This is a genomic window from Streptomyces sp. NRRL WC-3549 (genome assembly GCF_000721935.1).
In the GTDB taxonomy this organism is placed as follows: Bacteria; Actinomycetota; Actinomycetes; order Streptomycetales; family Streptomycetaceae; genus Streptomyces.
The window spans coordinates 46,525-64,738 of the sequence record NZ_KL585391.1 but is presented as its reverse complement, the minus strand read 5'-3'; the positions used below and the strand labels follow the sequence as shown (position 1 = coordinate 64,738).

At 71.9% G+C, this 18,214-nt stretch carries 20 protein-coding genes and 1 pseudogene; 6 read left to right on the top strand and 15 right to left on the bottom strand.

Annotation, left to right across the window (positions count from 1 at the left end; translation table 11 throughout):
* Positions 1 to 819 (bottom strand): mandelate racemase/muconate lactonizing enzyme family protein (locus IH13_RS0108800; RefSeq protein ID WP_037841030.1); only part of this gene is annotated, 819 nt, incomplete at its 3' end.
* A 111-nt stretch (positions 820 to 930) separates the two neighbouring features.
* Here IH13_RS0108800 and IH13_RS0108795 point away from each other — a divergent pair.
* Positions 931 to 1,716 carry an EI24 domain-containing protein gene (locus IH13_RS0108795; protein ID WP_031082614.1) on the top strand — a complete coding sequence of 262 codons (786 nt, stop codon included), beginning with the start codon at positions 931 to 933 and terminating at the stop codon, positions 1,714 to 1,716.
* Positions 1,717 to 1,745: 29 nt separating this feature from the next.
* Here IH13_RS0108795 and IH13_RS0108790 read toward each other — a convergent pair whose 3' ends face one another.
* Positions 1,746 to 2,738, bottom strand: coding sequence for an aldose epimerase family protein (locus IH13_RS0108790; protein ID WP_031082612.1), 993 nt, complete (start codon positions 2,736 to 2,738; stop codon positions 1,746 to 1,748).
* 11 nt (positions 2,739 to 2,749) lie between these two features.
* Positions 2,750 to 3,619: an SGNH/GDSL hydrolase family protein gene (locus tag IH13_RS0108785; protein WP_031082611.1), complete on the bottom strand. Its 870-nt coding sequence runs from the start codon at positions 3,617 to 3,619 to the stop codon at positions 2,750 to 2,752.
* A gap of 334 nt (positions 3,620 to 3,953) precedes the next feature.
* Between IH13_RS0108785 and IH13_RS0108780 the strand changes: the two genes are divergently transcribed.
* Positions 3,954 to 4,448, top strand: coding sequence for a DUF3145 domain-containing protein (locus tag IH13_RS0108780; RefSeq protein ID WP_031082609.1), 495 nt, complete (start codon positions 3,954 to 3,956; stop codon positions 4,446 to 4,448).
* An 84-nt stretch (positions 4,449 to 4,532) separates the two neighbouring features.
* Here the strand turns inward: IH13_RS0108780 and fabF are convergent, their stop codons facing one another.
* From fabF to IH13_RS0108755, 5 genes are all read right to left on the bottom strand, one after another.
* Positions 4,533 to 5,795: a beta-ketoacyl-ACP synthase II gene (gene fabF, locus IH13_RS0108775; protein ID WP_031082607.1), complete on the bottom strand. Its 1,263-nt coding sequence runs from the start codon at positions 5,793 to 5,795 to the stop codon at positions 4,533 to 4,535.
* 80 nt (positions 5,796 to 5,875) lie between these two features.
* The gene (locus tag IH13_RS0108770; RefSeq protein WP_014045780.1) at positions 5,876 to 6,124 is read right to left on the bottom strand and encodes an acyl carrier protein; all 249 of its coding nucleotides are present in this window, start codon (positions 6,122 to 6,124) and stop codon (positions 5,876 to 5,878) included.
* A gap of 63 nt (positions 6,125 to 6,187) precedes the next feature.
* Positions 6,188 to 7,189, bottom strand: a complete 1,002-nt coding sequence (locus IH13_RS0108765) for a ketoacyl-ACP synthase III (protein WP_031082606.1) — start codon at positions 7,187 to 7,189, stop codon at positions 6,188 to 6,190.
* Between the two features lie 13 nt (positions 7,190 to 7,202).
* Entirely contained in the window at positions 7,203 to 8,117 is a 915-nt protein-coding gene (locus IH13_RS0108760; RefSeq protein ID WP_031082604.1) for an ACP S-malonyltransferase, read from the bottom strand.
* An 89-nt stretch (positions 8,118 to 8,206) separates the two neighbouring features.
* Positions 8,207 to 9,406, bottom strand: a complete 1,200-nt coding sequence (locus IH13_RS0108755; RefSeq protein WP_031082602.1) for a PucR family transcriptional regulator — start codon at positions 9,404 to 9,406, stop codon at positions 8,207 to 8,209.
* A gap of 79 nt (positions 9,407 to 9,485) precedes the next feature.
* Here IH13_RS0108755 and IH13_RS37015 point away from each other — a divergent pair.
* Positions 9,486 to 10,170: pseudogene (locus tag IH13_RS37015) on the top strand (pirin family protein).
* A 7-nt stretch (positions 10,171 to 10,177) separates the two neighbouring features.
* Here the strand turns inward: IH13_RS37015 and IH13_RS0108745 are convergent.
* The 5 genes from IH13_RS0108745 to IH13_RS0108725 form a co-directional block, all read right to left on the bottom strand.
* Positions 10,178 to 10,585, bottom strand: coding sequence for a hypothetical protein (locus IH13_RS0108745; RefSeq protein ID WP_031082600.1), 408 nt, complete (start codon positions 10,583 to 10,585; stop codon positions 10,178 to 10,180).
* A 100-nt stretch (positions 10,586 to 10,685) separates the two neighbouring features.
* On the bottom strand, positions 10,686 to 11,861 hold the full coding sequence (locus IH13_RS0108740; protein WP_031082598.1) for a macrolide family glycosyltransferase: 1,176 nt from the start codon (positions 11,859 to 11,861) through the stop codon (positions 10,686 to 10,688).
* A 282-nt stretch (positions 11,862 to 12,143) separates the two neighbouring features.
* Positions 12,144 to 12,944, bottom strand: a complete 801-nt coding sequence (locus IH13_RS0108735) for an ABC transporter permease (RefSeq protein WP_031082596.1) — start codon at positions 12,942 to 12,944, stop codon at positions 12,144 to 12,146.
* A gap of 5 nt (positions 12,945 to 12,949) precedes the next feature.
* On the bottom strand, positions 12,950 to 13,711 hold the full coding sequence (locus IH13_RS0108730) for an ABC transporter permease (protein ID WP_031082593.1): 762 nt from the start codon (positions 13,709 to 13,711) through the stop codon (positions 12,950 to 12,952).
* A gap of 98 nt (positions 13,712 to 13,809) precedes the next feature.
* Entirely contained in the window at positions 13,810 to 14,781 is a 972-nt protein-coding gene (locus IH13_RS0108725; protein ID WP_031082591.1) for an ABC transporter ATP-binding protein, read from the bottom strand.
* Between the two features lie 170 nt (positions 14,782 to 14,951).
* Between IH13_RS0108725 and IH13_RS0108720 the strand changes: the two genes are divergently transcribed.
* On the top strand, positions 14,952 to 15,401 hold the full coding sequence (locus IH13_RS0108720) for a GNAT family N-acetyltransferase (RefSeq protein WP_031082589.1): 450 nt from the start codon (positions 14,952 to 14,954) through the stop codon (positions 15,399 to 15,401).
* Positions 15,402 to 15,448: 47 nt separating this feature from the next.
* Here IH13_RS0108720 and IH13_RS0108715 read toward each other — a convergent pair whose 3' ends face one another.
* Positions 15,449 to 16,261, bottom strand: coding sequence for a serine hydrolase domain-containing protein (locus IH13_RS0108715; RefSeq protein WP_031082587.1), 813 nt, complete (start codon positions 16,259 to 16,261; stop codon positions 15,449 to 15,451).
* 82 nt (positions 16,262 to 16,343) lie between these two features.
* Between IH13_RS0108715 and IH13_RS0108710 the strand changes: the two genes are divergently transcribed.
* Positions 16,344 to 16,796 carry a MerR family transcriptional regulator gene (locus IH13_RS0108710; protein ID WP_031082586.1) on the top strand — a complete coding sequence of 151 codons (453 nt, stop codon included), beginning with the start codon at positions 16,344 to 16,346 and terminating at the stop codon, positions 16,794 to 16,796.
* Between the two features lie 4 nt (positions 16,797 to 16,800).
* Complete coding sequence (locus tag IH13_RS0108705) at positions 16,801 to 17,820, top strand: aldo/keto reductase (RefSeq protein ID WP_031082584.1); 1,020 nt, start codon at positions 16,801 to 16,803, stop codon at positions 17,818 to 17,820.
* 41 nt (positions 17,821 to 17,861) lie between these two features.
* Here the strand turns inward: IH13_RS0108705 and IH13_RS0108700 are convergent.
* On the bottom strand, positions 17,862 to 18,214 hold a 353-nt coding region (locus IH13_RS0108700), incomplete at its 5' end, for a response regulator transcription factor (protein WP_031082582.1).

The following is an 18,214-nucleotide window of genomic DNA, read 5'->3' as shown; positions in this document are numbered from 1 at the left end:
CAGGATGCCGCCGATGTGGCCGACGTCCGGCTGGATGATGTCGGCGGCCTGCGACTCGAAGAGCTCGCGGAACTCGATCCGGTCGTGGACGCGCTCACCGGTGGCGATCGGCTGGTCCACCTTCTCCGCCACCTTGGCCAGCGCCTTGAGGTTCTCCGGCGGCACCGGCTCCTCCAGCCAGGCCGGCGTGAACGGAGCCATCTCGCGGGCGATCCGTACCGCCGTCGCCGGGCTGAACCGCCCGTGCATCTCCAGCATCAGCTCCGTGTCCGGGCCGATCGCGTCCCGTACGGCCTCGATGAGCGAGACCGCGTACCGGGTCTCCTCCTGGCCCAGCTCCAGGTGGCCGGTGCCGAACGGGTCGATCTTCAGGGCCCGGTAGCCCCGCTCCACGACCGCCTGGGCCGCCTTGTGGTACGCCTCGGGGGTGCGCTCCGTGGTGTACCAGCCGTTGGCGTACGCCTTGACCCGGTCGGTGACCTTCCCGCCGAGCAGCTGCCACACCGGGACGCCGAGCGCCTTGCCCTTGATGTCCCAGCAGGCCATCTCCACGACCGCGATGCCGGACATCACGATCTCCCCGGCCCGCCCGAAGTCGCCGTACTTCATGCGGCGTACGAGGTCCTCCACCGCGAACGGGTCGGACCCGGTGATGTGGTTGACCGACGCCTCGCGGAGGTATCCGACCAGTGCGTCCGTGTGCCCCAGCATGCGGGTCTCGCCGACCCCGGTGAGGCCCTCGTCGGTATGTACCTGGACATAGGTGAGGTTGCGCCACGGCGTGCCGACGACATGCGTGCTGATTCCGGTGATACGCACGGGAGTTGCCTCTCCAATGTTCGGTATTTCGTCACTCGTTCGAAATGCTGGCGTGACGGTAGGGCCGGGGCCGGGACGGTGTCAATGGTTCGCGCACGTACGCTGACGTCCATGAGTGATCTCGGGGCGGGCATCGGGTACATGGTCAAGGGGCAGCGCTGGGTCCTCGGGCGCGGAAGACGGCTCGGCCTCGGTCTGCTGCCCGGCCTGATCACCCTCGTCGTGTACGCCGGCGCGCTGGTCGGACTCGCCTACGGCGCCGACGACTTCGTCGCCTGGGTCACCCCGTTCGCCGACGACTGGTCCTCGCCCTGGCTCGGCCTGCTGCGCACCACCCTGACGGCCCTGGTCTTCCTCTTCGGGCTGTTCCTCGCGGTCATCACCTTCACCGCGGTGACCCTGCTGGTGGGCCAGCCCTTCTACGAGTTGCTCTCGGAGGAGGTGGACCGTACCGAGGGCGGCGAGGTGCCCGAGTCGGGGCTGCCGTTCTGGCGCGAACTGTGGATCTCCGCACGGGACTCGGTCCGGATCCTGGTACGCGTCGCGCTGTACGGGGTACTGCTCTTCGCCGCCGGCTTCCTCCCGGTCGTCGGGCAGACCGTGGTCCCCGTCATCGGCTTCTGCGTCTCCGGCTACTTCCTCTGCGAGGAGCTGACCGCCGTCGCGCTCCAGCGCCGGGGCATGGTGCTCAAGGACCGGCTCGCGCTGCTGCGCGGCCGGCGCCTGATGGTGCTCGGCTTCGGGGTGCCGCTCGCGCTCGCCTTCCTGGTCCCGTTCGTCGCGGTGCTCCTGATGCCGGGCGCGGTCGCCGGCGCCACCCTGCTGGCCCGCGACCTCACCGCGCCCGCCTCGCCCGAACCGGAACCCGCCGCCCCGTACACCCTGCACAAGGACTGAGGGGCGGCCGGGCGCCCGCCGGCAGGCTCTCAGCGCACCGAGAAGCCGTACACCGTCGTGGACGTGAACTCCTCGCCCGGCCGCAGCACCGTGCTCGGGAACTCCGGCCGGTTGGGGGAGTCCGGGAAGTGCTGGGTCTCCAGCGCGATCCCGGCGCACGCGGGGAACGGCCGCCCGTCGAAGTGGTCCGCCGTGTACAGCTGGAGCCCCGGCTCCGTCGTCCGGACCGTCAGCAGCCGGCCCGACCCGGCGTCGTACAGCTCGGCCACCGGCTGCTCGCCGGGCTCGTCCAGTACGTAGTTGACGTCGTACCCCGGCCCGACCGGCTTCGCCTCCCGGAAGTCGAAGCGCCCCCCGTCCACCGGGGCGAGTTCCCCGGTGGGGACCGACTCCGCGTCCGTCGGCGTGACCCGCCCGGCCGCGATCCGCAGCTCGTGGCCGAGCGCGCTCCCGCTGTCCGCGCCGGCCAGGTTCCAGTACGTGTGGTTGGTCAGGTTCAGCACGGTCGGCGCGTCCGTGACCGCCCGGTAGCCGATCCGCAGCGCCCCGCCCGCGTCCAGCGTGTACGCCACCGAGACCGCGAGCCGCCCCGGGAAGCCCTCCTCCCCGTCCTCGGCGGCCAGCGACAGCCGCACCCCGTCCGCGACCTCCTCCGCGTCCCACACCCGCTTGTCGAAGCCGCGCGTCCCGCCGTGCACGTGGTTCCGGCCCTCGTTGCGGGTGACCTGGTGTGTGCGCCCGTCGAGCACGAACGCTCCGCCCGCGATGCGGTTCGCGTACCGCCCGACCAGGGCGCCGAAGTACGGTCCCGGGTGCGCCTCGTACCCGGCGGCGTCCGGGAACCCCAGGGCCACCGCGGCCCGGGTGCCGTCCCGCCCGGGCACCTCCACCGACTGCACCACGGCCCCGTACGTCAGCACCCGGACCCGGGTGCCGTCGCGCTCCAGGGTCCAGCGCCGGACGGGCGTGCCGTCGGCGAGGGGGATGGAGTCTTCGCTGCGTATCGTGGTGCCCGTCGTCATGATCACGGACTTTACGCGGGCGGTCCGGCGGCCGTGACGTTGCGGTAGGCGATCTCCGCCAGCCTGGCCTGGCCGTCGCGGCCCGGGTGGAACCAGTCCCAGCGGCTGAGCTGCTCCCCGGTGAACCGGTAGTCGAAGACCGCCCCGCCGTCGTACCGGCAGCGCCGGTCCTTCGCGCAGACGTCCCGCAGGACCCCGTTGAAGGCGACCACCCTTTCCTGCACGGCGTCCCGCCGCGCGACGGCCGCCGCCCCCATGTCGTCCGGGTCGCCCAGCATCGACCGGCAGATCCCCAGCTTCCAGATCTGCTTGCCCAGGGCGTTCTCCCGCCCCGTCGACCAGAGGCGCTTCAGGTCGGGCACGCTCGACACGTACACCTGCGCCCGGGGCGCCCCGGCGCGCAACTGCCGCAGCGACGCCTCGAAGGAGGCCCGGAAGTCCGCCACCGGTGTCATCAGCTCCATCGAGTCCCGGCAGGCGTCGTTGGCGCCGATCATCACCGTCACCAGCTCCGGCCGCTCCTTCGCGGCCAGCGCCATCTGCTCCGGCAGCTGCGCCATCCGCGCGCCCGACACCGCGTGGTTCCAGCTGTGCGAAGCGGCCTTGGACGCGCCCAGCAGCCGCAGTGCGAGGCTGCGCACGGCGTCGTCGGTGCCGGTCGCCCACGAGACCTCGGGGCAGTCGGCCAGCACCGAGCAGGCGTCGAAGCCCCGGGTGATGGAGTCGCCGACGGCGGCGACGGAGCCGGGGCTCGCGTTCCACGCGGGCGTCGGCGAGGGGGAGGACCGCCCCGCGCTCCCGCCGGAGCCGCCGCCCCCCGGACCGCCGCAGCCGGTCAGCGCTGCCGCGCCAATGTGTATAAGAGACAGGCCCTCGGTCATCCCTGATTCCCCTCCGCTCGCACGGGCACAGACGGCGGGCCCCCCGCGCCCCGGCGGGTGAACGCCGGGCGAATCAAGGGCCCCGGACCGACGGTACGTCACACACCCGGCCCCGGGGCACGGTAGCTTTTCCCCGTCGAACCAGTGACGTCTTTCCGGCCGTGTCCGACAGGCGGAGCCCCGGCACGCTATCTCATGTCACATATTGTCCCTTTTCAGGAGATTTGCTCCCGATGCTGTTTACTGATGACAACCTCGGGAGCCGTCCGGGAAGAGACGGTACGGGCACGAGGCCGCTGGAGAAGGCGAACCTCGTCCCACACTGGAGGACCCGGTGACGACACGTGGAGTTCTGTACGTTCACTCCGCACCGCGCGCGCTGTGCCCGCATGTCGAATGGGCGGTGGCGGGCGTACTCGGTGTGCGGGTGCAGCTCGACTGGATCAGACAGCCCGCCGCGCCCGGCACCTGGCGCTCCGAGTTCTCCTGGAAGGGCCGGGTCGGCACCGCGTCGGAGCTCGCCTCCGCGCTGCGCGGCTGGGAGATGCTGCGCTTCGAGGTGACCGCCGAGCCCTGCCCGACCGCGGAGGGCGAGCGCTACAGCGCCACGCCGGGACTCGGCATCTTCCACGCGGTCACCGGCATGCACGGCGACATCCTGGTCCCGGAGGACCGGCTGCGGGCCGCGCTCGCCCGGGCCGCCGGCGGCGAGGCGGACCTGGAGGCGGAGGTCGCCCGGCTCCTGGGCAAGCCCTGGGACGACGAGCTGGAGTCCTTCCGGCACGCGGGCGAGGGAGCGCCGGTGCGGTGGCTCCACCAGGTGGTGTGAGGGCCGGCCCCGCGCCCCACGACGGCCGAGGCCCGCTTCCCGGTACGGGAAGCGGGCCTCGGCCGGGTACGAGGTGGCGCGGGGTCAGACGGACCGGAAGGCCAGCACCACGTTGTGGCCGCCGAAACCGAACGAGTTGTTGACCGCGGCGATCGACCCCTCCGGCAGCTCGCGCGGCTTGTCGCGCACGATGTCCGCGTCCACCGCCTCGTCGAGCTCGTCGATGTTGATGGTCGGGGGCGCCATGCGGTGGTGCAGTGCCAGTACCGTCGCCACCGTCTCGATACCGCCGGCGCCACCGAGCAGGTGGCCGGTCATCGACTTCGTGGCCGAGATGGCGACGTGGTCCAGGTCGTCGCCCAGCACCTGGCGCAGCGCCTTGATCTCCGCCACGTCGCCCTGCGGCGTGGACGTGGCGTGCGCGTTCAGGTGCACGACCTCGGACGGCTTGAGGTCCGTGGAGTCGAGCAGGTTCTGCATGGCGGCGGCGATGCCGCGCCCGGTGGGCTCGGGCTGCGCGATGTGGTGCGAGTCCGCGGACAGGCCCTGGCCCAGTACCTCGCAGTAGACCCGGGCGCCGCGGGCGGCGGCGTGCTCGGCGGACTCCAGGACGACGACACCGGCACCCTCACCGAGCACGAAGCCGTCACGGGCGGTGTCGTACGGACGCGAGGCCTTCTCGGGCTCGTCGTTGCTCTTGGACATCGCCATCATGTTGGCGAACGCCGCGATCGGCAGCGGGTGGATGGCCGCCTCGGTGCCACCGGCGAGGACCACGTCGGCACGGCCGGTACGGATCATCTCGACGGCGTACCCGATGGCCTCGGCACCCGACGCGCAGGCGGAGACCGGGGTGTGGACACCGGCCTGGGCGTTGACCTCCAGGCCGACGTTGGCCGCCGGGCCGTTGGGCATGAGCATGGGAACGGTGTGCGGGGAGACACGGCGTACGCCCTTGTCCTTCAGCACGTCGTACTGGTCGAGCAGGGTGATCACACCGCCGATACCGGAGGCGATGACCGAGCCCAGACGCTCGGGCCGGATCTTCTCGTCCTCACCGGCCTTGCCGGTGTAACCGGCGTCCGCCCACGCCTCGCGGGCCGCGATCAGCGCGAACTGCGCCGAGCGGTCCAGCTTGCGGGCGAGGGGGCGGGGCAGTACATCGCCCGGGTCGACGGCCGCGAGGGCCGCGATACGGACAGGCAGTTCGGCGAAACGTTCGCCCTCGAGAGGCTTGATGCCGGAACGGCCGGCCATCAGACCTTCCCAGGTCGATGCGGAGTCGCCACCCAGCGGAGTGGTTGCGCCGATACCGGTGACGACCACGGTGCGATTGGTCGGGCTCACTGGAAAATCTTCTCCACGTGTAGAGGGTCGTGAATCAGCGGCGCCACCGCCGGGTGGCGACACACGGATCAGGGCTCGGTTCAGCCCTGGTGCTTCAGGATGTAGTCGGCGGCGTCGCCGACCGTCTTGAGGTTCTTGACGTCCTCGTCGGGGATCTTGACGTCGAAGCGCTCCTCGGCGGCGACGACGACCTCGACCATGGACAGCGAGTCGACGTCCAGGTCGTCGGTGAAGGACTTGTCCAGCTGGACGTCCTCGACCGGGATACCGGCGATCTCGTTGACGATCTCGGCGAGACCGGTGACGATCTCTTCCTGAGTGGCGGCCATGTTGGCGCTCCTTCGATGTGTTTCTGCAGGGTTCGGGCGTACGGACCGGAAGATCCGGTGTGCCTAGGGGAGGGTAACGACCGTCGCGGCGTACACGAGACCCGCCCCGAAGCCGATGATGAGCGCGGTGTCGCCGCTCTTGGCCTGACCGGTCGCCAGAAGCCGCTCCATCGCGAGCGGAATCGAGGCGGCCGAGGTGTTGCCGGTGGTCTCCACGTCACGGGCGACCGTGACGTGCTCCGGCAGCTTGAGCGTCTTCACCATCGAGTCGATGATCCGCATGTTGGCCTGGTGCGGGATGAAGACGTCCAGATCGTCCGGGGAGATCCCCGCGGCGTCCAGCGCCTGCTGGGCCACCTTCGCCATCTCGAAGACGGCCCAGCGGAAGACCGCCTGGCCCTCCTGCGTGATGGCCGGGAACTTCTCCGGCCGCTCGGCGTGGAACGCGTCCCACGCCACGGTCTGCTTGATCGTCTCGGACTTGTCGCCCTCCGAGCCCCAGACCGTCGGACCCATGGCCGGCTGCTGCGAGGGGCCGACGACGACCGCTCCGGCGCCGTCACCGAACAGGAAGGCCGTCGCACGGTCCTCCAGGTCGGTGAGGTCGCTGAGCCGCTCGACGCCGATGACCAGCACGTGCTCCGCGGAGCCCTCGACGATCATGCCCTTGGCGAGGGTCAGGCCGTAGCCGAAGCCCGCGCAGCCGGCCGAGATGTCGAAGGCGGCGGGCTTGCCCGCGCCGACCTTGTGGGCGATCTCCGTCGCGACGGCCGGGGTCTGCTTGAAGTGCGAGACCGTGGAGACGATGACGGCGCCGATCTGCTCGGGCGCGATACCGGCGTCGGCGATCGCCTTGCCCGCGGCCTCCACGGACATGGCCGCCACGGTCTCCTCCTCACCGGCCCAGTGGCGGGTGGCGATGCCGGAGCGGGAGCGGATCCACTCGTCGGACGAGTCGATCGTCTCGAGGATCACCTCGTTCGGCACGACCCGGGTGGGGCGGTAGCCGCCGACACCCATGATCCGTGCGTACGGGGCGCCCTGGCTGGGCTTGATCTTCGACATGCTCTCGGGCTCCTTAGGCGCCTGCGTGCTCGGAGATGAGCGCGCGGGCCGCGTCGAGGTCATCGGGGGTCTTGAGCGCGAGGGTCTTCACGCCGGGCAGCGCGCGCTTGGCGAGCCCGACCAGGGTGCCGCCGGGTGCCGCCTCGATGAGGGTCGTGACACCGAGCTCCTTGAAGGTCTCCATGCACAGGTCCCAGCGCACCGGGTTGGCGACCTGGCCGACGAGCCGGGTGATGACCTCGGTGCCGGTGGCGACCGTCTTCCCGTCGGCGTTCGAGACGTACGTCACCTTCGGGTCGGCGACCTGGAGGGTGGCCGCGGCGACACGCAGCTTCTCCACGGCCGGGGCCATGTGGTGCGTGTGGAAGGCGCCGGCGACCTTGAGCGGCACCACGCGGCGCACGCCCTCGGGCTTGTCCTCGGTGAGCGCGGCGATCTGCCCGGCGGTACCGGCGGCGACGATCTGTCCGCCGCCGTTGACGTTCGCCGGGGTCAGCCCCAGCTTCTCCAGGTGCGGGACGGTCACGGCGGGGGCCCCGCCGAGGAGCGCGGCCATGCCCGTCTCGGTGACCGCGGCGGCCTCGGCCATGCCGAGCCCCCGGGCGCGCACGAAGCGCAGGGCCGCCTCTTCCCCGATCACGCCGGCCAGCGCCGCGGCCGTGATCTCACCGACGCTGTGGCCCGCGACGACACCGGGCGACGCGCCCAGGGCGGAGGCGGACAGGAGACCCGCGGCGACCAGCAGCGGCTGGGCCACCGCCGTGTCGCGGATCTCCTCCGCGTCGGCCTGTGTGCCGTAGTGGGCGAGGTCGAGCCCGATGGCGTCCGACCAGCCCGCGAGGCGGTCGGCGGCGCCGGGGAGTTCGAGCCATGGGGTCAGGAAGCCGGGCGTCTGGGCGCCTTGGCCGGGAGCGACGAGTACGAGCACACTCACACTCTCTCTTGGGGACGGCCTCCTACGCCCGTGGGGACAGGGACGAAGAACCGTCAGGGGAATTGTTGAAGTCCGACAAAAGTCTAGGACGGTGTGTCCAGGGCGGCCAAGCGCCCCAGGATGAGGGCGATCCGCAGAGTGAAGGCCGAACGGACATCGGAGGGTGACCAGCCGGTGACGTCGGTCACACGTCGCAGCCGGTAGCGCACGGTATTGGGGTGTACGAACAGCATCCTGGCCGCACCCTCCAGGCTGCTCGCCTGTTCGAGATACACACTCAACGTCTCCAGCAGAGCGGAACCGGCTTCTTCGAGCGGTCTGTAGATCTCCTCCACCAACTGGTCGCGCGCGGCGGGATCGCCCGCCATCGCGCGCTCCGGAAGGAGATCGTCCGACAGGACGGGCCGCGGGGCGTCCTGCCACGCCGAACACGCCTTGAGTCCGGCGGCGGCGGCCTGCGCGGACCGGGTGGCCGCGAGCAGGTCGGGCACCACGGGCCCGGCGACGACGGGACCGGCCGCGTACGGGCCGATCAACGACTTGGCGACGTTCAGGGGGTTGTCGCTGCCGCCCGCGATCACCACCAGGCGGTGGCCGAGCACCCCGGTCAGCACCTGGAGCTTGGCGTGCCGGGCCGCCCGGCGGATCGCCTCCACGGTGAGCTCGCTGTCCCCGTCCGGGGCGGTGCCGAGGACCACGCACACGTGCTCGGGGGAGTTCCAGCCGAGCGCCGCCGCCCGGGACACGGCGCCCTCGTCCGCCTCCCCGGACAGCACCGCGTTCACCACGAGCGACTCCAGCCGGGCGTCCCACGCACCGCGGGCCTCGGCGGCCTGCGCGTACACCTGGGCGGTCGCGAAGGCGATCTCCCGGGCGTAGACGAGCAGCGCCTCGCGCAGCACGGACTCGTCGCCGGGCGCCGCGACCTCCTCGATCGCGGTCTCCATGACCTCGATCGTCGTCCGCACCATCTCGACGGTCTGGCGCAGCGTGATCGCCCGGGTCAGCTCGCGCGGAGCCGTGCCGAAGACGTCGGTGGAGATGGCCTGCGGGGTCTCCGGATGCCGGAACCACTCGGTGAACGCGGCGATACCGGCCTGGGCGACCAGGCCGATCCAGGACCGGTTCTCCGGGGGCATCGCCCGGTACCACGGCAGCGTCTCGTCCATGCGGGCGATGGCGTTCGCGGCCAGCCGGCCGGAGGACTGTTCCAGCCGCTTCAGGGTCGCGGCATGGCGGTGGGCGTCGTTCGCAGCGGGCTGCTCAGGATCGGATCGGGGCACGCCCACAAGACTGCCTTATCGGGACACCCGCCCGGAGGGGCGGGGCCAGGGGATACCCGACAGGGCTACCGTGGGGGCCGTGATCGACGTACGCCGCTCCGGCGACCGCTTCCGCGGAGGGGACCCGGCCACGGGTGGCTCCGCGGGCATCGAAACCCTGCACGCGTTCTCGTTCGGGCACTTCTACGACCCGGACAACCTGCGCTTCGGGCCGCTCCTCGCCTGCAACGAGGAGCGTCTCGCCCCGGGCGCCGGATTCGACGAGCACCCGCACAGCCACACCGAGATCATCACCTGGGTGGTGGAGGGTGAGCTCACCCACCGCGACTCGGCGGGCCACACCACCGTCGTACGGGCCGGGGAACTCCAGCACCTGAGCGCCGCGGCGGGCGTGCGTCACGTCGAACGCAACGACGGTGCGGGCCCGCTGACGTTCGTTCAGATGTGGCTGGCCCCGCTGGAGGCGGGCGGCGAACCCTCGTACACCCAGGTCGTACACCCAGGTCCGGGGACCCGCCGGTGCCACCCCGTACGTCCTTGCCGAGGCGGGGGCGGTGCTGCATGTCCGGCGGCAGGCCGCGGGGGAGCGCACGGCCGTCCCGGAGGCGGCGGGGGTGTACGCGCACGTGGTGCGGGGCGAGGTGCGGCTCGGCGGTGAGGAGCTGGGCGCGGGTGACTCGGCGCGGATCACGCGGGCGCGCGGGCTGGAGCTGGTGGCGGTGCGGGACGCCGAGGTACTGGTGTGGGCGTTCGGCGCTGCCTGAGCGGGCCTCAGCCTTCCCGCTCCTCCGCGAGCCTGTCCAGCTCCCGCATCGCCTCGGCGTGGGCGCTCATCCGGCGGGAGACGGTACCGAGGGTGAAGAGCCCGACCCCGACGGCCGACAACGGGACCGACAGCCCGAGTACGGCGAGGGCCTCCGGCCAGTCGCGCTCGTTCGCGCAGTAATCGCCCTCTCTCAGACCGTGGTTGGCCGTCCCCCGGTCCGTGAACAGGCGGGACTCGCAGTGGGCGGGACTCCGGTGATCGGTCCCGGTGGACGTGTCGGCCTCGTACGGCGTCACCAGCAGCACGGCACACCAGATCCACAGCGCCCCGGCCAGGGACAGCAGGATCACGCCCCACGTGCGTACGCGGGCGGCTCGGTCGCGGAATTGGAGGTCGTACTCACGGGATCGCATGGCGTTCGAATGTAGCAACGGGCCGACTGCGGGGGCCTTTTGGGGCGGGGCGGGCGCCGAAAGCCCGGACGGCTCGCGGCGCCCGCCCCGACGGGGTGCCTCAGCCCAGCGCCGCCTCGACGAGATCGGCGGCCCGCGTGGCACCGCCCTCGGTGCGTACCTCGGCCCGCAGCTCCGCCGACCGGCGGGCCACCTCCGGGTCGGCGACCAGCTCCTGCAAGGCGGTCCGCAGTGCCTCGGCGGTGGCGTCGGCGGTGTCGACGCGCCGGGCCACGCCCAGTTCGACGAGACGGTCCGCGTTCATGAACTGCTCGGCGCCCTGCGGCACGGCGATCATCGGGACCCCGGTGTACAGGCCCTCGCCGCTGCCGCCCATCCCCGCGTGGGTCACGAAGGCGTCGGCCTGCTCCAGGATCGCCAACTGCGGGACCCAGGAGTGCACTTCCACGTTGGACGGGATGGCACCCAGCTCCCCGGGATCGACGTACTTCCCGATCTGGAGCACGACGTGCCAGCCGGGCAGGTCACCGTAGGCGGCCAGGCACCGGCGGTAGAACTCCGGCTGCCGGGTGTACGCCGAGCCCAGGGAGACCAGCAGCACCTTCTCGGCGCCCTCGGGACGCGTCCAGGTGTCCTCGCCGCCGCGCGGGCCGAAGCAGGGGCCGACGAACGTCACCGTGCCGGTGTCCACCCGGTCGGCGTGCGGCTGCATCGCCCGGGTGATGAGGGCCAGCGTGTCGGCGGGACGCCCGCAGAAGGTGTCCATGTCCGTGGTGGTCGCCCCGCACTGCGCGAGCCACCGGGTGAACCTCGCCCGGTAGGCGTCGGCCCCGGGCAGCCCCCACAGGGCTGCCGCGACCTCCTCCTCGTAGCCCTCCCAGGCCACGAGGGTCGGGGAGAGCAGCATGAGCGGGCGGCCCTGCGACTCGGCGAGCGCGCGGGCGGCGTACGCGCCGATGTCGTACAGGTACAGGTCCGCGGGGTCGGTGTCGTAGGCGGCCCGCACCTGAGGAAGCGCCTGGACGGCGTCGTCCAGGAAGAGGCCCATCGCCCCGATCGGGTCGTCGGGCCAGTCGTTGTCGGTCACGGGCAGCACGGAGGTGACGGGGACGAACTCGGCGCCGGAGGCGGTGATCAGGCCGGCCACGGCCGGGTCGTTGGCGTAGGTCACCCGGTGGCCACGGGCCACCAGCTCGCGGATGACCTGGAGGCTCGGCAGGACATGGCTGACGGCGGGGACGCCGACCATCGCGATATGGGCGGGGCGACGGGACATGGAAGATCAACTCGATTCAGGTCTACGGCGAAGGGCACGGAGGACCGGTGCGACGGCTCCCCGGGAACGGCCCGGAGGAGACGCGCACGGGGCGCGGTGCGCGGGGACGGAGGCGGGGGCGGTGCCCCGTCCGGCGTCAGCCGTAGAGCTGGACGATGTTCATGCGCGGCACGATAGTGCGTCCGCGCGCCGCACGCGACGGATTTACGCGGTGCCGCCGGGCGCCGCCCGCGACGGACGGCGGCACCCGGCGGAGAGCCGCCGCCGGGCGGGCCTTCCCGCTCAGTGCCCGCTGCTCTCGTAGTGGCGGGTCTGCCGCTCCCAGAAGCGGTACGCGGCGTACATCAGCAGCACCCCGACGGCGGGCGCCCCCCAGCCGAGCCAGGCGGGCACCGAAAGTTCGTCCTCGCGGTCCAGCAGCACGGTCGCCGGGAGGTAGGCCACGAACGCCAGCGGGAACACGAAGGTCAGCCCGAAACCGGCCGCCGAACCGAAGATCTTCAGCGGGTAGTTGCCGAAGTCGCTGAAGACCATGTCAATGGCGAACTTGATCGGCGAGACCTTCTTCATCCGGAACACCAGCGCGGACGCGGCCAGTTGCAGCGCACCCTCCACCAACGCGCCCCCGAGGACCGCCAGCAGCAGGAAGCCCACGGCCCCCGGCGTCCAGTCGACCGGCGCGGACGCCGAGGCGATGGACAGCAGGACCACCCCGCCCGCCAGGTCGCCCAGCGAGCTGAGCCGCACCCTGCGGGTGAGGAGCTGGACCAGTGGCGACACGGGCCGGACCAGGTACCGGTCGTACTCGCCCTCGATCACCACCTCGTCCACATGGACCAGTTGGTGGCCCGGCAGCAGCCACAGGCCGTGGGCGGTGAGCCGCAGCCCGTAGAGGAACGCGATCTCTCCGAGGCCCCAGCCGCCGACCTCGCCGAAGCGGTCGAGGACGGCCCAGATGAAGGCCAGCCCGACCCCTTGGTAGAACAGGCCGCCGATGATGTTGACGAACAGGTTGCCCCGGTACTGGAACTCGGCGCGGAACGCCGCACCGGCCAGCAGCAGATAGGCGCGCGGTCCTTGCATCGCGCTCACCCGCCCTGCGACATGACGCGGTCGCGGGCACGCGACCAGACGAACGCGGTCAGGGCGCCGAGGACGACGATCCACGCCCCCTGGACGGCGAGGGCGGCGGCGATACCGGCGCCCTCGGTCCGGCCCAGGTAGACGGCGGCCGGGGTGTACGCGGTGGCCTGGAAGGGGAGCCATTCCGCGACCGCCTTGACCGGCCCCGGCATGAACCACAGAGGGACCAGCGCCCCGGAGAAGAACTGGGCGACGAAGCGGTAGGCCATGAGGGCGCCGCTCACCTCCAAGGTCCAGAACGAGACCATGCCGAGCAGCAGCCCGAGCAGCTGGTTCACGAGCACGGCCCCCGCCAGCGCGAGGGGGTAGGCGAACGCCGCGGCCGTCGAGGCGGGGGCCTGCCCCGCTCCGACCAGCAGTGCGAACGGCAGCGCGACCACCAGGACCGGTACCGCCGCGCAGGCCCACCCGAGCTGGCCGGCGAGCATCTGCCCCGGGAAGCCGATCGGCCGCAGCAGGTCCACCGCGACCTTGCCCTCCCGCACCCGTTGGTCGATGGGCGACGAGCGCCACGGGCTGACGAACTGGTACTGGAGGGTGGCCAGCGTCGCGTACGCCGTCATGGTGGAGAGGGGGAAGCCGTCCACCTCGTCGTGGCCGGCGTAGAAGGCCCTCCAGACCACCGTCAGCAGATAGATCTGCATCAGCATCATCACGAACGACGACAGATAGGCCGTGCGATAGGTGAGGGCGGCTCGGAACTCCATCCGGGCGCAGGCCAGATGGGCCTTCAGCGCGTATCCGGGGCCCGGCGGCACGGGGAGCGGGGACGCGGGGGCCCCCGCCCGGGCCTCCGCGGGGGCGTTCACCGCCGCTCCGCGTAGATGCGGTGGATGACGCTCTCCAGCTCGGGTTCCACGATCGACAGGTCGGTCACCTCGTGCCGCGCCAGTACGGCGGCGACCAGCCGGGCGGGCGGGGTGCGCGCGGGGTCGAAGCGCAGCCACACCTTGCCCTCCTCGCGGCGGACGACCTCGGCGCCCTCGACGCTCTCCAGGCGGTCGGTCTGCACGACGAGTTCGCGGTGCGGGGCGTAGCGGGTCTTCAGCTCGGCCACGGCACCGTCGTAGGCGACCTTGCCGTGGTCGATGAGGACGATCCGGTCGCAGAGTTCCTCGACGTCGTCCAGGTCGTGGGTGGTGAGGACGACGGTGGTCCCGGACTCCCGGTTGAGTTCACCGACGAAGGCGCGGATGCGCTCCTTGGCGACGACGTCGAGACCCACGGTCGGCTCGTCCAGGTAGAGGATGCTCGGGTCGTAGAGCATCGCGGCGGCGAGGTCCCCGCGCATCCGCTGGCCGAGCGACAGCTGCCGTACCGGGGTGTCGAGGAACGAGCCGAGGTCGAGCACCTCGGTGAACTGCCGCTGCTTCTCCTGGAACCGGGCCGTGGGCACGTCGTAGAGCCGGCCGATCAGCCACAGCGAATCGCGCAGCGGAAGGTCCCACCAGAGCTGGCTGCGCTGCCCGAAGACCACGCCTATCTGCCGTGCGTTGCGGGCCCGGTCGCGCCACGGGACGGCCCCGGCGACCCGGACGGTGCCGGAGGTGGGCACGAGGATGCCGGTGAGCATCTTGATGGTGGTGGACTTACCGGCGCCGTTGGGGCCGAGGTAGCCGACCATCTCGCCCTGTCCGACCTGGAAGCTGATGCCGTCGACGGCTCGTTTGACGGTCTGCTCACGGGTCAGCAGCGTGCGTATGCCGGCGAATGCGCCCTCCTGGCGCTTGGTTCTGCGGAACTCCTTGACGAGGTCTGCCACCTCGATGACGGGCATGTGCACCTCTCCTGGACCTGGTGGGGCCCCGAGGGGCACGGCCGAACAGGAGTGTGCACAACGAGCGCTGGTCTAGGCCAACCAATTTCGGGCCGAGGGGCGGCAGTTCGGGCTCGCCGTGCCGTTAAACCGATTGCACGCCGCTCACCCTCCTCCTTAGCCTCGACCGCATGAGCCCGGAAACGATCATCCGCCCGTACCGGCCCGGCGACGAGGAGGCCGTGGTCGATCTCTGGTCGCGGGCCTCGAAGGAGGCGCACCCCTTCGTCGAGGGGGAAGGCGAGGGCGAGCGCGCGCGAAAGGTGCGCGAGGTCTACCTCGTGCACGCCGACAACTGGGTCGCCGAGGCGCCGGACGGCACCGTCGTGGGTCTGCTCGGGCTGCTGGAGGCCGAGATCGGCGGACTGTTCGTCGCCCCCGAGTCCCAGGGGGCCGGGGTGGGCCGGGCACTGGTGGAGCACGCCGTGTCCCTGCACGGCGAGGTGACCCTGGACGTCTTCGAGGAGAACGGGCGCGCCCGCCGCTTCTACGAGCGCATGGGCTTCGAGGAGCGTGGACGCCGGACGGACGAGGAGACCGGCCACGAAATCCTCGCCCTGGGGCGCCCGAAGGCCCTGTAGTCGGACAAGACGGGGTGGTTCGAGTGCCTGGCCGGCCCCGAGGGGCGTCAGGCCAGCTCCGCCAGTACCGCGTCCGTGAGCACCGGCCAGACCTCCGTCGCCCAGGGCCCGAACGCCCGGTCCGTCAGCGCGACGCAGGCCGCGCCCGCCACCGGGTCGATCCACAGGAACGTGCCCGACTGGCCGAAGTGGCCGAAGGTCGCGGGGGAGGAGGAAGCGCCCGTCCAGTGCGGTGACTTGGAGTCACGGATCTCGAAGCCGAGCCCCCAGTCGTTCGGGTTCTGATGGCCGTAGCCCGGCAGGACGCCCTTGAGGCCGGGGTGGACGACGGTCTGGGCCTCCAGCACCGTACGCGGGTCCAGCAGACGCGGGGCCTGTACCTCCGCCGCGAAGCGGACCAGGTCGTCCACCGTCGAGACGCCGTCCTTGGCGGGGGAGCCGTCCACCGTGGTCGCCGTCATGCCCAGCGGTTCCAGGACGGCCTGGCGTACGTACTCCGGGAACGGGATCTCCGTGACCTTCGCGATGTGGTCGCCCAGCGCCTCGAAGCCCGCGTTGGAGTAGAGCCGCCGGGTGCCGGGGGGCGCGGTCGCCCGGTGCTCGTCGAAGGCGAGGCCGCTGGTGTGCGCGAGCAGGTGGCGGACGGTGGAGCCCTCCGGCCCGGCCGGCTCGTCCAGCTCGACGGCGCCCTCCTCGTACGCCACCAGCGCCGCGTACGCCGCCAGCGGCTTCGTGACGGAGGCGAGGGGGAAGCGGTGCGCGGTCGGGCCGTGCGTACCGGTGACGGTGCCGTCCGCGGTGACGACGGCCGCCGCCGCGGTGGGAACGGGCCAGTTCTCGATCAGTGCCAGGCTCTGCATGGGGACGAGCTTACGACCGGGCCGGACGCGTCACCCGTTTGCGCTTGCTTCGAGTGCACTCCAAGGTTCTAGCGTGGAGAGCATGACGGTGATGGAGAGCACACCCGCACGGACCGACGCCTGCGCGCCGCCGAAGGCGCACCCGCGCCCCGGGGGTGGGGACCGCTACACGATCAGCGAGGTCGCCGCCCTCACCGGCCTCACCGCGCACACCCTGCGGTGGTACGAGCGGATCGGACTGATGCCGCACGTGGACCGCTCCCACACCGGGCAGCGCCGCTTCACCAACCGCGACCTGGACTGGCTGGCCTTCGTCGGCAAGCTCCGGCTGACCGGGATGCCGGTCGCCGACATGGTCCGGTACGCGGAGCTGCTGCGCGAGGGCGAGCACACGTTCGAGGAGCGGCAGGGGCTGCTGGAGGCGACCCGCAGCGACGTGAGGGCACGGATCGCGGAGCTCCAGGACACCCTCGCCGTGCTCGACTACAAGATCGACTTCTATGCGGGCGCCCGTGCGGCGTCGGAAAGGGTCTGACGACATGAGCGAGAGCACCGGCAGGATCGCCACGGCCGAGCTCGGGAGGGGCGGCCCGAGCGTGGGCGTCCAAGGGCTCGGCTGCATGGGGATCAGCGAGTTCTACGGGAGCACCGACGAGGCGGCCGCCAGGGACACCCTGGAGGCGGCCCTGGAGGCCGGGGTCACCCTCTTCGACACCGCCGACATCTACGGGCGCGGTGCCAACGAGACCTTCCTCGCCCCGTTCGTCGGGGCACACCGCGACGAGATCACGCTGGCCACGAAGTTCGCCATCCAGCGGACGGACGACCCGGAGTTCCGGGGGGTGAACAACGACCCGGCGTACATCAGGCAGGCCGTCGAGGGCAGCCTGCGCCGGCTGGGCACCGACGTCATCGACCTGTACTACATGCACCGGCGAGACCCGCTCGTCCCGCTCGCCGACTCGGTGGGCGCGATGGCCGAGCTGGTGGAGCAGGGCAAGGTCAAGCAGCTCGGGCTGAGCGAGGTGACCGGGGCGGAGCTGCGCGAGGCGTACGCCGTGCACCCGATCGCCGCGCTCCAGTCGGAGTGGTCGCTCTTCAGCCGGGACGTCGAGCGCAGCGCCGTGCCCGCGGCCGTCGAGCTCGGGGTGACCGTCGTGCCGTACTCGCCGCTCGGCCGGGGGTTCCTGACCGGGGCGTTCGCGGACGCGGCGAAGGACCTGCCGGCGGACGACTTCCGCAAGCACCAGCCGCGCTTCACCGGCGAGAACGCGAAGACGAACGCCGCGCTGCTGGAGCCCGTCCGCACGATCGCGCAGGCGCACGGGGTGACCGCCGCCCAGGTCGCCCTCGCGTGGGTGCAGCAGCGGGCCCAGGTGCACGGGGTGCCGGTGGTGCCGATCCCCGGGACCCGCAAGCGCAGCCGGCTCCTGGAGAACGTGGCCGCGACCCGGCTGACCCTGAGCGCCCAGGAGCTGGAACAGCTGGAGCCGATCGCCGGGCAGGTGGCGGGCGACCGCTACCCGGACATGAGCAACACGTCCACCGCACGCGAGTGACGCGGAGGGAGCCCTGAGCGGAGGGCCGGCGCCGGGGAGCCCTACTCCTCGGCGCTCCCCGGTTCCACCAGCCCCGACTCGTACGCGAAGATCACGGCCTGGGCCCGGTCCCGCAGGTCCGCCTTGGCGAGGATCCGTGAGACATGGGTCTTCACCGTCTGCTCCGCCACCACCAGCCGCCCGGCTATCTCCTGGTTGGACAGCCCGCGGGCCACCAGCTCCAGGACCTCCGTCTCGCGCGGGGTGAGCCCCCTCAGCCGCCGGGCCGGGCCGCTCCGGAACGCCCCGGACGGCCGTTGACGTGCGAAGTCGGCGATCAGCCTGCGGGTCACGGACGGTGCGAGCAAGGCGTCGCCCGCGGCCACGACGCGCACCGCCGCGATCAGATCGGCCG

Excerpts from the sequence above, each read along its gene's own strand:
- IH13_RS0108740 (WP_031082598.1), bottom strand. The coding sequence starts at position 11,861 with ATGTCCCGTCGCCCCGCCCATATCGCGATGGTCGGCGTCCCCGCCGTC.
- IH13_RS0108770 (WP_014045780.1), bottom strand. The coding sequence starts at position 6,124 with ATGGCCGCCACTCAGGAAGAGATCGTCACCGGTCTCGCCGAGATCGTC.
- IH13_RS0108790 (WP_031082612.1), bottom strand. The coding sequence starts at position 2,738 with ATGACGACGGGCACCACGATACGCAGCGAAGACTCCATCCCCCTCGCC.
- IH13_RS0108705 (WP_031082584.1), top strand. The coding sequence starts at position 16,801 with ATGAGCGAGAGCACCGGCAGGATCGCCACGGCCGAGCTCGGGAGGGGC.
- IH13_RS0108795 (WP_031082614.1), top strand. The coding sequence starts at position 931 with ATGAGTGATCTCGGGGCGGGCATCGGGTACATGGTCAAGGGGCAGCGC.
- IH13_RS0108725 (WP_031082591.1), bottom strand. The coding sequence starts at position 14,781 with ATGCCCGTCATCGAGGTGGCAGACCTCGTCAAGGAGTTCCGCAGAACC.
- IH13_RS0108715 (WP_031082587.1), bottom strand. The coding sequence starts at position 16,261 with ATGCAGAGCCTGGCACTGATCGAGAACTGGCCCGTTCCCACCGCGGCG.
- IH13_RS0108730 (WP_031082593.1), bottom strand. The coding sequence starts at position 13,711 with ATGGAGTTCCGAGCCGCCCTCACCTATCGCACGGCCTATCTGTCGTCG.
- IH13_RS0108765 (WP_031082606.1), bottom strand. The coding sequence starts at position 7,189 with ATGTCGAAGATCAAGCCCAGCCAGGGCGCCCCGTACGCACGGATCATG.
- IH13_RS0108785 (WP_031082611.1), bottom strand. The coding sequence starts at position 3,619 with ATGACCGAGGGCCTGTCTCTTATACACATTGGCGCGGCAGCGCTGACC.
- IH13_RS0108735 (WP_031082596.1), bottom strand. The coding sequence starts at position 12,944 with ATGCAAGGACCGCGCGCCTATCTGCTGCTGGCCGGTGCGGCGTTCCGC.
- IH13_RS0108720 (WP_031082589.1), top strand. The coding sequence starts at position 14,952 with ATGAGCCCGGAAACGATCATCCGCCCGTACCGGCCCGGCGACGAGGAG.
- IH13_RS0108710 (WP_031082586.1), top strand. The coding sequence starts at position 16,344 with ATGACGGTGATGGAGAGCACACCCGCACGGACCGACGCCTGCGCGCCG.
- IH13_RS0108745 (WP_031082600.1), bottom strand. The coding sequence starts at position 10,585 with ATGCGATCCCGTGAGTACGACCTCCAATTCCGCGACCGAGCCGCCCGC.